8 protein-coding genes are annotated in these 12,835 nt (G+C 63.4%); 4 read left to right on the forward strand and 4 right to left on the reverse strand.

Going from position 1 to position 12,835, the window contains the following annotated elements; all coding sequences use genetic code 11:
- Window positions 1-131 precede the first annotated feature (131 nt).
- The 3 genes from THSYN_RS18180 to THSYN_RS18190 all read right to left on the reverse strand — a co-directional run bounded on the left by THSYN_RS18180 (window position 132) and on the right by THSYN_RS18190 (window position 6,796).
- Entirely contained in the window at window positions 132-3,236 is a 3,105-nt protein-coding gene (locus tag THSYN_RS18180; RefSeq protein WP_100920377.1) for an efflux RND transporter permease subunit, read from the reverse strand.
- Window positions 3,233-4,504, reverse strand: coding sequence for an efflux RND transporter periplasmic adaptor subunit (locus THSYN_RS18185; protein WP_236848605.1), 1,272 nt, complete (start codon window positions 4,502-4,504; stop codon window positions 3,233-3,235). Before THSYN_RS18185 ends, THSYN_RS18180 begins: the two co-directional genes overlap by 4 nt.
- A 459-nt stretch (window positions 4,505-4,963) precedes the next feature.
- Window positions 4,964-6,796, reverse strand: a complete 1,833-nt coding sequence (locus tag THSYN_RS18190; protein ID WP_100920379.1) for an SLC13 family permease — start codon at window positions 6,794-6,796, stop codon at window positions 4,964-4,966.
- Window positions 6,797-7,168: 372 nt separating this feature from the next.
- Here THSYN_RS18190 and THSYN_RS18195 point away from each other — a divergent pair, with 372 nt between their 5' ends.
- From THSYN_RS18195 to THSYN_RS34065, 3 genes are all read left to right on the forward strand, one after another.
- Window positions 7,169-7,363: a hypothetical protein gene (locus THSYN_RS18195; RefSeq protein WP_335582460.1), complete on the forward strand. Its 195-nt coding sequence runs from the start codon at window positions 7,169-7,171 to the stop codon at window positions 7,361-7,363.
- A 231-nt stretch (window positions 7,364-7,594) separates the two neighbouring features.
- Window positions 7,595-8,578, forward strand: coding sequence for an Rpn family recombination-promoting nuclease/putative transposase (locus tag THSYN_RS18200; RefSeq protein ID WP_100920380.1), 984 nt, complete (start codon window positions 7,595-7,597; stop codon window positions 8,576-8,578).
- 241 nt (window positions 8,579-8,819) lie between these two features.
- Complete coding sequence (locus THSYN_RS34065; RefSeq protein ID WP_157817765.1) at window positions 8,820-9,974, forward strand: CHAT domain-containing protein; 1,155 nt, start codon at window positions 8,820-8,822, stop codon at window positions 9,972-9,974.
- Between the two features lie 335 nt (window positions 9,975-10,309).
- Here THSYN_RS34065 and THSYN_RS18205 read toward each other — a convergent pair whose 3' ends face one another.
- Complete coding sequence (locus tag THSYN_RS18205; RefSeq protein ID WP_100922257.1) at window positions 10,310-11,656, reverse strand: IS1380 family transposase; 1,347 nt, start codon at window positions 11,654-11,656, stop codon at window positions 10,310-10,312.
- 28 nt (window positions 11,657-11,684) lie between these two features.
- Between THSYN_RS18205 and THSYN_RS37350 the strand changes: the two genes are divergently transcribed.
- On the forward strand, window positions 11,685-12,767 hold the full coding sequence (locus tag THSYN_RS37350; protein ID WP_418219889.1) for an HPr family phosphocarrier protein: 1,083 nt from the start codon (window positions 11,685-11,687) through the stop codon (window positions 12,765-12,767).
- The last annotated feature ends 68 nt before the right edge of the window (window positions 12,768-12,835 follow it).

A 12,835-nucleotide genomic window follows, 5' to 3' on the forward strand; every position in this document is an offset into this window, starting at 1 on the left:
CAGGCTTGAGCCCTGCCTTCCTAACCAAGACGGATCGCCTTGGACTTTGGCTCGGTGGGCTGCGCAAATACCGGACAACGTTGACGGGGCGCGTGGGGGCGCAGAACCGGGGCTGCGCCCCCCCGCGGGGGCTAGCGCGGACCGTCCGTGGCGAGGGTGGGATGGGCGTGTGGCTCGGCACCAGGACGCGCCCGCAGATCGGCCCCCCGCAACGATTCCCAGGTCACATAGAGCGTCGGCACGAAGATCAGGGTAAGCAGTGAACCGACCAGGAGCCCGCCCATGATGGCAAAGGCCATGGGCCCCCAGAAGACCGTCGGGGCAATGGGGATGAGTCCGAGCACGGTGGACATGGCGGTCAGCATGATGGGGCGAAAACGCGAACTGCTGGCCTCGACCACGGCGTCCCAGATGGGCATGCCGGCGGCCCGGTCCTGCTCGATCTGGGTGATCAGGATCACCGAGTTCTTGGCGATCATGCCGACCAGGGCCAGGACGCCCAGGATGGCGACGAAGCCCAATGGCTTGTTCGCCAGGAGCAGTGCCGCGACCACGCCGATCAAGCCCAGGGGCACCACGCTGATGACCATGATCAGGAGCGGGAAGCTGCGCAGTTGGAACATGAGAACGGTGAGCATGATGAGGATCATCAACGGGACCACCGCCATCACCGACGCCTGCGACTGGGCACTCTCCTCCACCGTGCCGCCCAATTCGATCGTATAGCCCACCGGCAGCCCGGCGGTCAGGTCCGCGATCTTGGGGGCGAGCGCCTCGACCACCGTATCGGGCAGCACGCCCTGGCTTACGTCGGCCTGCACGGTGAGGGTTGGCACCCGGTCGCGCCGCCAGATGAGCGGGAAGTCCTGGCCGAAGTCAAAGCTCGCGATCTGATTGAGCGGGATGCTGCGGCCATCGGGCAGCGCGACCGGCAGCGTCTGGAGGCTGGCGAACGAGAGGCGCTGGCCCTCCTGCTCGCGCATGACCACGTCGATCAGGAAGATGTCGTCGCGCACCTGGGTGACGGTGGTGCCGGAGATGTTGGTATTGAGCACCGCGGCGATGGCCTGTGAGCTGAGGCCCACCCGCCGCGCCTGGTCCTGGTCGATGCGGATATAGAGTTGGCGGGCCGGCTCCATCCAGTCGAAATTGACATCCCGGGTGGCGGGCTCGGCGGCCACGATCCCGGCGAGTTGGAGCGCGATCTCGCGCAGTTGCACCGGGTCCGGACCGATCACCCGGTATTGGACGGGCCACCCCACCGGCGGCCCCAATTCCAGCGGCGCGACCCGCCCGACCGCGGCCGGGAACTCCTCTTTCAGCACTGTCTCCAGCTTGGTCTGCAGCCGCTCACGCGCGGCCACGTCCTTGGCGACGATGACCACCTGGGCAAAGAAGGGCTGCGCCAGTTGCACATCGAGCGGCAGATAGAAGCGCACCGCCCCCTGCCCCACATAGGTGCTCCAGTGGTCGACGTCCGCATCCTTGCCCAGGATGGCGTCCAGGCGCTCGGCCGCACGCTGGGAGGCGTGGATGGAGGCGTTCTGCGGCAGGGTCAGATTCACCAGCAGGTCGGGCCGGTCCGAACTCGGGAAGAACTGCCGGGGCACCAGGCGCATCCCATAGATGGACACGGCGAAGAGCGCGATGGTCACGAGGATGGTCAGCCAGCGCACCCGCATGGCCCCATTCAGGAAGGCGCGATAGCCGCGCATGACCGGACCCGGGCGTTGCGGCTCGGCGCCGCCCTTGGGCGGGACCAGCAGGGCCATGCCCAGGAGCGGTGCGAAGACGACCGCGACCAGCCAGGAGACCACCAGCGCGATGGCGACCACCGCGAAGATGGAGAAGGTGTATTCACCCGCCGTGCTCTGGGCGAAGCCGATGGGGATGAAGCCGGCGATGGTGACCAGGGTACCGGTCAGCATGGCGAAGGCGAGTGTCCGATAGGCGAAGGTCGCGGCGGTGAACTTGTCCTCCCCCAGGGCGAGCCGCCGGGTCATGGCGTCCACCGTGGTCATGGCGTCGTCCACCAGCAGCGCCAGGGCGATGATCAGGGCGCCCAGTGAGATCCGGTGCAGGTCGATATGCACCAGGCCCATGATGGCGAACACCAGGGCCAGGGTCAGCGGAATCGACAGGGCCACCACGGTCCCGGCGCGCACCCCCAGGCTCAGGAAGCTCACCGCCAGGATGATGCCGATCGCCTGCCACAGCGAGGTGGTGAAGTCGTTGATCGCCTCATCGACCGTGACCGGCTGGTCGGCCACCCGCGTCACCTCGATGCCGATCGGCAGGTTGGCGACGATGCCCCGCATCGCCTTGGCGATGTTCGCCCCGAGCGCCAGGATGTCCCCGCCCTCGCGCATCACGACGGCGAGCCCGAGCGCCGGCTGGCCGTCGACCCGGAACATGGGCTGGGGCGGATCGGCATAGCCGCGGCGCACGGAGGCGATGTCGCCCAGGCGCAGCATCCGCTCGCCGATGGCGAAGTTGACGGCCAACAGGTCCGCCTCGGAGCGGAAGGCCCCGGAGACCCGCAGCGACATGGCCTCGTCCCCGGTCTGGATGACCCCGGTGGGGCGGACCACATTCTGGGCCTGGAGCGCGGCCGTCAACGCGGCCGGGTCGAAGCCCATGCCGGCGAGCTTGGCCATGTCGAATTCGACGAAGATCCGCTCGTCCTGGGCGCCGAGCACGTCGACCTTGGCGACGTCCTGCACCCGCAGCAGTTGGGAACGTACGTCCTCCACATAGTCGCGCAGTTCCCGATGGCTGAAGCCGTCCGCGGTAAAGCCGTAGATGATGCCGAAGGTGTCGCCGAACTCGTCGTTGAAGCCGGGGCCGATGATCCCGGGCGGCAGGGTGTGGCGCATATCGGCCACCTTCTTGCGCACCTGATACCAGGTGTCCGGGACCTCAGAGGGCGAGGTGCTGCCCTTGAGATCCACGAAGATGGTCGTGGTCCCGGCATTGGTGAAGCTGCGCAGGTGGTCGAGGTTGGGGACCTCCTGCAGGGTCCGCTCCAGGCGCTCGGTGACCTGGTCGAGCGTGTCCTCCAGGGTCGCCCCCGGCCAGGCGGCGCGCACCACCATGGTCCTGAAGGTGAAGGCCGGGTCCTCCGCACGGCCCAGGCTGAAGAAGGCCCCCACCCCCGCGGCGACCGCCACGATCATCACAAAGACCATCAGCGAGCGGTTGCTGATGGCCCAGCCGGACAGATTGAAGCCGCTCATGGTCTGGCCCCGGCCCGCGCCGCCGGCCTGGTCGCGGCCGGCGGCGCCGGCGCGGGCTCGGACACCGGCTGGACCTCGGCCTTGATCTCGACGGGAACCTCGGGCAGGGGCTTATCCTGGGCCGCCGGCGCCATCACACCCCCCTGCCCCAGCAGCCGCACCTCCTGCCCGGGCCGCAGTGTCTGGACCCCGGCGGTGACCACCAGTTCGCCGACATCCAGTCCCTGGGCGACCAGCACCCGGTCCAGTTCGTAGCGCGCCACGTCGACGTTGCGCAGCGCCACCCGGTTGTCCGCGGGATTCAAGACCCACACGGCCGGCTGGCCCTGGGAGGCGGTCAGCGCCGCGGCCGGGATGGCGATGCCGCTGCTGCCGCCCAGATGGACCGAGCCGGTGACGGTGGAGCCGAGCCGCATGGCGTCCGGCGGGCTCGCCAGGCCCACCCGGACCCGGAAGGTGCGGGTCACCGGGTCCGCCTGGGGCGAGACCTCGCGCACCCGGCCGGTCGCCTGGACCCTGGGGTCGGAACTCAAGACCACCGCCACCGGGTCGTCCGCGGCGGCCGTGTCCTTGACCCGCGCCGGCACGTCGAACACGGCGTCGCGTCCGCCCTGCCGCGCCAGTTGCACGACCATGCGCCCGGCCGCGACCACCTCCCCGGGCTCGGCCCCGCGGGCGGTGACGGTCCCCGGGCCGTCCGCCACCAGGTTGGTGTAGGACAGATTGTTCTCGGCCGTGGCGACCTGCGCCCTGACCGCGTCGACCTGGGCCTGGGCCGCCGTGCGCGCCTCCACCGCGCGGTCGAACTGGACCCGCGGGACGAAGCCCCGGGGCATCAGCGGCTCGTAGCGTGCCACCGTGTTGCGCGCCTCCGTCAGGCGCGCCATGGCGCTCGCCAGGTTGGCGCGGGCGGCATTGAGCGCGTTGCGTGCGTCGGCCGCATCGAGCCGCGCCACCACCTGGCCGGCGCGCACCCGATCGCCGACATTCACCGAGCGCTCGATCAGTTGCCCACTGACCCGAAAGGCCAGATTGGCCTCGTTCTGGGCCTGGATGTTGCCGGTGAGGGTGACGGTCTCGCCCCCGGGGAGTTCCTCCACCGTGACCACGCGCACCGGGCGGATCGGCTCGGGGACCGCCTGCGACTCCTCAGGCGGCCGACAGGCGCAGAGCAGGACGGCAAGGACCAAGGCGCCGGGCACGGACACCCGGACCCGCGAGGTCGCGCGCACCGGGGCGGCGCGCCTGGAGAGGACTGATGGTTCCAAGAGAACACCTCCGACGCTTGATCTGCGCGCCGATGCTGAGCCGAAAAGGGGCATTTTATCAGCGATTGCGAACTTGGCCCCGCCCGGTGTTCGCTCCGCGTTGCCGTAAAGGTCGCACAGCGACTGGGAGCGCCGCACCCCAGTGCGGCGAGAGCTCTCAGACGCCCGCGGCGTCGCGTGCCGCCGATGGACCGGGCCGCACTGGGGTGCGGCGCTCCCAGTCGGTCGGCCTGGCCGCCGACCGACCCGCCTCAATGGCCGGAACGATGATCGAGGCCCGTCGCGGCCTCGATCATACCTGCGGCCATGCGCCCTTGCGGCAACCCGTCGCGGCCGGGGGGCCGCTCCTACGTCGTAGGAGCGGCCCCCCGGCCGCGACGGGCATCACCCTGAAGGTAGCTGGAATAATGACCATCGCCTGGGGCGCCCTAACGGCTACTCAGAGGCGGCCGACCGGGGTCAATAGAGCGGCAATAACCAAGGCACCAACAGAACGCTCACGACCATGACGATCAGGGTCAAAGGCAACCCGATGCGGATGAAGTCGGCAAAGCTGTAATTGCCGGCAGTAGCCACCAGGGTATTGACCGGTGAGATGGGGGTCATGAAGGCGCAGGAGGCGGCCAGGGCGATGATCATGGCAAAGGGATAGGGCGAGGCGTTCAGCGCGTCCGCCATCGCCAACCCGATGGGGATCAACAGGACGGCATTGGCGGTATTGACGATGAAGAGCCCGAGCACCACCGTGAGCCCAAAGAGCAGGGCCAGGATGGCATAGGGACCGGCGCCCCCGGCCAGGCCGACCAGGGCCTGGGCCGCCAGGTCCACGCCCCCGGTGCGGTCCAGGGCCAGGGCAAAGGGCAGCATGCCCACGATCATGATCAGGCCCTTCCATTGAATCGCCCGATAGGCCTGGTCGAGGTCGATACAGCGAAAGAGCCCCATGAGCAGCCCGCCGATCAGGGCCGCCTGGACGTTCGGGACCAGGCCGGTTGCCATCAGGATGATCACCACCCCGAGCGTGAAGAGCGCGTAGGGGGCCTTGCGTGCCGCCGGCAGCACCTCGTCGAACTCCTTGGGGAGATTCAGCACCACCAAGTCCTGGCCATTGCTGCGCAGACCCCGGATCACCTTCCAGGGGCCGGCGAGCAACAGGGTATCGCCGACCTTGAGTTGGGTCTCGCGCACGCCATGGGGGGCGATCGCCTGCCGACCCCGGCGCACCCCCACCAATGACAGTTCCGATTGCGCCAGCAACTCGGCCTCTGCGACCGTCTTGCCGACGAAGGCCGCGCCGTCCGGGAGCATGACCTCAACCAGGCCGACCTCTTGAGACTGGTCGGCAAAGTAGAATCCGGTCCGGGGCAGCAGTTCGACGGCATAGCGTTCACAGAGGTCCGGCACGTCGGTAACCTCGGTATCGACATCGAGCAGCAGCACATCGCCCGCCTGGAGACGGGTTTCGGGGGTGCGGGACAGGAGCCGCCTCGCCCGCCCGCGGCCCCGCTCGATCAGGATGATCCGTGCGCCGATCTTGCTCCGCAGGTCCTGCACGCCGAGTGCCTTACCCAGGAGCGGTGACTGGGGCTTGACCCGCACCCGGTATTCCCGCTCTGCGAGTTGATAGCGCTCCACCCAGTGCCGCAGGCTGGGGCGGCGCGTCACCTGGACCCCGGCGTCGGCGCTCGCCGTCAGCCAGCGCCGGGCGCCGAGCATATACAGGACACCGAGCAGGAGGATGGGCAGTCCGAAGGGGGTAAAGGAGAAGAAATTGAAGCCCGCGCCCCCGGCGCGCGTCAGCTCATAGTTGATGACCAGATTGGACGAGGTGGCGACCAGGGTCATGGTCCCGCTGATCAGGGCGGCATAGGCCATCGGCATCATGAGCTGACTCGGGGCGATGCCGGTCCGACTGGCGATGCGCAACACCACCGGGATGAAGATGGCGACCACCCCGGTGGAACTCATGACCGAGCCCAGTACGCCGACCGCCACCATCAGCAGCGTCAGCAGCAGCCAGGCGCGGGTGCCGCCCCAGACGATGAGCCGATCGCCCACGCGTCGGGCCACCCCGGTCCGCGCCAGGGCCTCGCCGACCACAAACATAGCGCCGATCAGCACGATGTTGGGGTTGCTGAACCCCGCGATCGCCTCGTTCATAGTGATCACGCCGGTGAACGGCAGCGCCACGATCATGATGAGTGCCACCGCATCCACCCGCGGCCGGTTGAGCGCAAACATCAGGATCGCGGCGCCCAGCAGGAGCAGGACACGCAGCAGGTCTGGATTCATGTGGCCTCCGGGGCGCGGGCTGGGCGTGACTGCGGAGCCTTGAGCGTCGTTCCGGCCACTGGAGGTCGAGGCTTCAGCCGGTCCGGCGTGCAGGCACCATTGATTTCTCGTGGACAGGTCGGCAACCGCCACCGGCTAACGCACCACGGCCTTCTCCAACTCTACCACCAGGAAGACGGCGCCGCCGATGCCGACCGGCAACAGCCGGTCGCGCGCGGCCAGGGGCGCCGGGCGCGAAACCGGGGGCAGACCACGGAGTCCCTGAATTCGTGCCGATAAATCAGGGCCTTTCCCCGGTTACCGCGGGAAACCGTGGTCCGTTTTCGGTTTCTCCTGGTTACTCCGCGGGGTATGCTTCACACGAAGGTCAAGATGCCGATCTACGCACAGTATGGGGTTCCCTACGCCTGGCTGCTCGATCCGGTTGCCCACATCCTGGAAGCCTACGCCTTGGAAGGCGGTGCCTGGCGGGAGATCGGACGCTTCGCCGGCGCTGCACCGGTGTCGGTCGCGCCTTTTGCAGCGGTGACGATCAGACTTGATGACCTGTGGGCACCGACCGAGTAGCGATCGGGCTTGGGGCGGACCGATGTAGCCCCGGGAGCACCAGCCGGTTTCCGCTGGGGCCCCGAAAACGCTTCGGACAGGGCAAATGCCAGCCCGCCCCGGCGATTGATGCCTCAGACTCGCCGGCCGCCGGCGCGTTGCGAGTGCTCTCGTCTGCGCTTGCCGACGGGGCTGCATCAGGCCCACGAAATGGGTATCCTTGTAACACCGGACCCCGCGGGCCAAACCCCTATGGCGACGCACGACCCTTCCTATAAGCTGTTGTTCTCCCATCGCAAGATGGTTTCCGACCTGCTCCGCGGCTTCGTGCACGAGGAGTGGGCGGAGCGACTGGATTTCAACACATTGGAGCGTGTGCGCGAGGTCGGCATCAGCCAGAACCTCCGCCAGCGCATCGACGATGTCATCTGGCGTCTGCGGATCATCGAGGACGGACGGGCGCGCTGGCTCTATGTCTACATCCTGTTGGAGTTTCAGTCCACCGTCGACCGCATCATGGCCGCTCGGCTCCTCACCTACATCGGCCTCCTCTACGAGGACCTGCACCGGTCGAAAGAGATCGGGCCGGATGACCCGCTCCCGCCGGTGCTCCCGATCGTGCTCTACAACGGCGCCGAGCCTTGGACCGCCAAGACCGACCTGGCGGACCTGATCGACCCGAGCCTGCCGCCGCAACTGCGCCGCTGGCAGCCCCAACTGCGCTATCTTCTCCTGGAAGAACGCCGCTACCCCGAGACCGACCTCGCGCGTCTTCCCAACGTCGTCGCCGCCTTGTTCCGCCTGGAGAATGCCCAGGCGCCGGAGAACATCCAGCGGGTCATCGCATGCCTGGTCGAATGGCTGGCCGGGGCGGAGAATGCGAGCCTGCGCCGTGCCTTCGTCGTCTGGCTCAAGCGCGTGTTGCTTCCGGCGCGCGTCCCGGGCGTCGAGATACCGAATTTCAGCGAGCTACAGGAGATTCATGACATGCTGGCCGAACGCGTCAAGACTTGGACCCAGGAATGGAAGGATGAGGGCTTGCGGGAAGGCAGGCGGGAAGGCCGGCAGGAGGGCGAAACTAAGGTGCTGCGCCGACAACTCACTCGCCGCTTCGGCCCCCTGCCGTCATGGGCTGAGGAGCGCCTGGGTCAAGCCGGCGAGGCCGAGCTTGAGGAGTGGGCTGACCGCGTGCTGGAGTGCCGGAGCCTGAAGGAGGTCTTTGGCGGGTCGGATTGAGCGGGTGGGCGATCGGGTGAGGGGAGCTAACGACGAGCTTTTTTCGTGGTATGTGCCCTATTTTTCCCAGGATGGCGAACCATGCCCTCAGGCCCTTTTTGTGGCGCGGAATATTTCAGTGTCTCCTTAAGTGTGGTAGACGCATACTGACTCTTTGCTCGGATTTACTAATGGTGTCCCCATGCTTCGCGTTCTAATAATTTTCTCTGATCCGCCTAGCCCTGATCGAAAAAGACTCCGTTTGGACAAGGAAGACAGAACTATTTCAGATATTGCTAGGCGATTCTCCGCCAGCGTTGCCCTCGAAAAACAGCAAGCGTCACGGATTGAAGATATTCACACTCTTCTTATCGAAAAGACTTACGACGTTATACAGTTTTCTGGGCATGGGGACCCGCGCGGTTTATATTTGGAAAAATCCGACCTGGAAAGCGATGGAGATCTCGTTAGCTCCAAGAGACTACAAAGCCTGATGTCTATTCCAGAGTTCCCCCCACGCTTGGTTGTATTGCTGTCGTGCTATTCAAATGAAAGTTTGATTCAACTGTCGCAGACCGCGCCCTTTGTAATATCGGCTGTAGACAACGTGGATGACGCATGCTGCGTGGAATTTGTCGGCGCGTTCTACGAGCGTCTTTTTGCTGGCTTCTCCATCAAGAACTCATTTCAGCATTCGCTGTATGTTATGAAGGCGAAAGGCATCCCCTGCGAATCATTCCGGCTAGATAGGCGCGTGCTTCTCCATAAGGATGGCCGCCAAATGGTGGAGACTTTTCCAGATCCGCACAGAGATAGTATTTGGGTGGATTTGTCGCAAGTATCCCACCTATTGAATAAACTTGGATACCCAGAAGAAGAGATACTACATTTGATTTCAAAAAAACTCAGTATTCATAGATGGATATTTGACATTCCTCGCGAGCGGTGCATTATTCCTATCGGTCGCCTACTATTTGGAGAATTTGCATGGGAAGATCCGCACGACTTAGTATTTTGCACGCGAATCATGAAACTCAAGGCGGACGTTTCGGCGAAACACTGGGAGGTTTGGCACAGGCTCTTGGTCGCCTACAACGACCTCGCGTCTAGTGAATATAGAGCCGTCCCGAACCCAGCCGGGGAGGAATCTCGAGCAACCCTAAATCGCGCCGTTAATTTGTTCGCTCACTATAATAAGCGCTACATATTGCCAGCGAGAGAAGATGTTGCTGCATTGGGGTTTGCTGACTGTCTACCGTATATCGAATTCGTGATTACTCATTGCGAACAGGCCGTTGATCAGTTTTCGCTGGAAAGATATCCGCAAGTAGTTAAGGCATTAGAAGAGGCATTGACAAACTTTCATGAGCTTGTTGACGGCTTGTTGCCGCCAGAGGCTGTCAAAATTGTCGATTGACCGATTGGAGGCTGCGATGGAATTTGAAGAATATTTGGTAAATCACTCAATTCGAGATTTTTCCCTGTACGCACCAAGCCGCCTTGAGTTTCTTAAGAGAGCCCTGAATCCGTGAACTAATACGGTGCCGTACTCAGGCACACGGCTATCAAAGGGGTTGGAGTCGAGATTTGTGGCGCAGAACTGCGCTAGCGGTCGCGACAAGGTCGCCGGTGCGGCAATTTTGAGCTGGGGAGACGCATGTCAGGGGCCGACCGCATACGCCAGCCAATAGGGTGGGTCCACCGTGCGCATAGCACGGCGGCGAGCGGACCGCACTGCATTCGTCGCAGGGATCAGGGACCGGCCAATTGGGCGTACAAGCGACGGAAGACAGGGACGATCCGGCAACCATAGCCGAAGGCCAGTTTGAGGCGGCGGCCGGTGACGATCAGGCGGGCGGCAACGTACATCAGTTCCTGCATCACGGTGCGCAGGCGTCGCCGCTTCGCCGGGTGGCGGGGCGGGGCATCCGGCCCAAAGAGACCGGTCTGGCCGATCCAGCGCAGGACGTTGTAGGCGAATGCGGCACAGGCCAATACCAGTGCGTTGGTCACAAACTTTCCTGAGGGGAGTCGCTCAATGTCCAGGTCGGTCTTAAATTCGCTGTGGAATTGTTCGGAGGTGGCATGGTCGGCATAGAGCGCAATGATGGTTTCTTCATCGAATTCCAGGCTGCTCCACCAGCCTTCGATTTCAATGTCGGGAATCAGGAGGTGCTGACCATGCTTGTCGATGGTGCGCTCGATAACGCGCATGACGCGGCGCAGAGGGTACTCGTACCCGTCCAAAAAGCGGGTGTCGCGCACCTCGAACAGGGCCACGCGCTTACCCGGGCGCGGCGTGCTCCAGTCGCCGTACTCCTCGGCGTAAGTCAGCCACTGCGTTGGACTTTCTTGGCGCGGGTTCCACTTGATCAGGTAGTGCACCGGGGCGGCGTCCGGGTGCGCCTCATTGTGCGCAATGACCGTGGCGATGTTGTCGAGCGCGTCATTGCCGCTGTCCAGGCGCAGCAGCAACGGCAGCGCGGTCAGTCGGCGGGCCCGCGTCAGCACCCGCTCCAGCAACGCGGGGGTGTCCTTCTGGCAGTGCTGGCTACCCGCCCGCAACTCCCACTCCAAACAGTACCCCTCTTGGCCAAGATAGGCCGCCATTGGGGCGAACCCGTCGTCACCCTTGTAGGTGCGCGAGACACCCTCTTTCTTGGTCTTGGCGTTGTTCAGCGGGGTGACATCCGCATCCAGCGCGACCAGCCCATTGGCCAGCGGCGTAATCGGTGCCGCGATACGCTGCAGAAACGCGATGGATGCATCGAGTATCGGCGCCATGAACACCGCCGCGTGGGCATCAAGGCGCTGGCGCAACGTGACGGCCGAGGGAACCTGGTCGACACCCAACGCCTCAGCGAAATACGGGTCCTGCCGGAACGCCGTGATCGCTTCAAAGTCGCTCTTGCCCAAACACAGCAGCCCGATGTAGCTAGTCAGGATCTTCACATGCGGTATGGCATCGCTCCGGGCCGGCGCCGCTGCGGTCGCATCTTTCGCTAGGTCGGTGTGCTGACTAATCGCCATCCCGATCAGTCCCAATCCCGCGTGGGAAGTAAAATCAGCCTCGGATTTCGCAATGATGAGCCGTCGCACCATGTCACCTGCGGAGTGAGTCTCAAGAATGCGCCATTTTAACTCTATCTCGCTGAAATTCCAACAGATCAACGATTCCGCGGCTCATTTAGATCACTGGCCGAGGAGAGCGGTAATGATTTTAATGCGTAACACCAAATACACTGTTGAAGACGGCAAGATCCTTGCCAGTCGAATAATTGCTGCTCACCGGACAAGCACGTTCTTTATCGGCGGCCTTTATTTACCCCATATGGTCTGCGAGCCTGAGTACCCGGGGGTTGATCAAGCAGGATGGTTTGTATGGAGAAATGAAGACCGGATTCAGTCGCTCGAACAGGGGTGCGAACTATGTCTCCTCATACTCGGCTCTACTCAGTTTGTTGAAGAACTGACGCGTATCGGTGTCGCTCTGGCTGGTCAGACGAACGTAGTCAATTCGCTAATTCTTGCGGAAAGTGAGAGGTGCTTCCGCAAGCAGCTTTGCAGCGTGGTTCGAAAAATTCATGGGCGGGCGTCGTCCGATGATGAAGGCGTTTCCGCCGATCCTACCCAAGAGTACACGGCAGACGGCTGGTTATTTACAACCGTTACTCTACCTAACAAGCTCGGCTTACACGCTCGGGCTAGTGCGAAGCTCGTATCTCTCGCTCAGCAGTTCTCTTGCGAGATACGTTTTTCGAGGCGCGGACAGGTGGCCAACGGAAAGAGAATTGTAGACGTAATGATGTTGGCCGCTAGTAGGGGTACCAGTTTAGAGATCTGCGCTAGGGGGGATGACGCGGAAGAAGCCATTAGAGAACTAACGGCAATGATCCAGCGTGGTTTTTGCGAAGACGGGATCTGCACTAAGGTATTTGCGAAATGTGATTGTCAGCCAGGGGCAAGATTGTTTATTAGAGGAAGCGTAGCCCCGTTGAGTTGGCACAGAGGAATGGTAATGTATCCGAGTTGTCCTTATGAAAACGAAGTGCGGTGGACCTGGGATACAGATGAAATTCCCGCGGGCGTCGAGATTGAATTTAAACTTCTTATTAATGATGAAGAGTGGGAAGATAGCAACCTGGGCCCAGAGTCAAATCATCGGATCAAGTCTAAATCCACGATTAATGTGGTTCCTCGATTTAGCTAGTGCCTGGAAGGGAACTAGGAAGCAAACTCTGCGTCAGGAGCCAATTAAGGACAGACCACGATATTCTG

This window comes from Candidatus Thiodictyon syntrophicum (assembly GCF_002813775.1).
Taxonomy (GTDB): Bacteria; Pseudomonadota; Gammaproteobacteria; order Chromatiales; family Chromatiaceae; genus Thiodictyon; species Thiodictyon syntrophicum.

Coding starts and splice junctions, on each gene's coding strand:
- THSYN_RS18180 (WP_100920377.1), bottom strand. CDS start 3,236: ATGAGCGGCTTCAATCTGTCCGGCTGGGCCATCAGCAACCGCTCGCTG.
- THSYN_RS18190 (WP_100920379.1), bottom strand. CDS start 6,796: ATGAATCCAGACCTGCTGCGTGTCCTGCTCCTGCTGGGCGCCGCGATC.
- THSYN_RS18195 (WP_335582460.1), top strand. CDS start 7,169: ATGCCGATCTACGCACAGTATGGGGTTCCCTACGCCTGGCTGCTCGAT.
- THSYN_RS18200 (WP_100920380.1), top strand. CDS start 7,595: ATGGCGACGCACGACCCTTCCTATAAGCTGTTGTTCTCCCATCGCAAG.
- THSYN_RS37350 (WP_418219889.1), top strand. CDS start 11,685: ATGCGCCATTTTAACTCTATCTCGCTGAAATTCCAACAGATCAACGAT.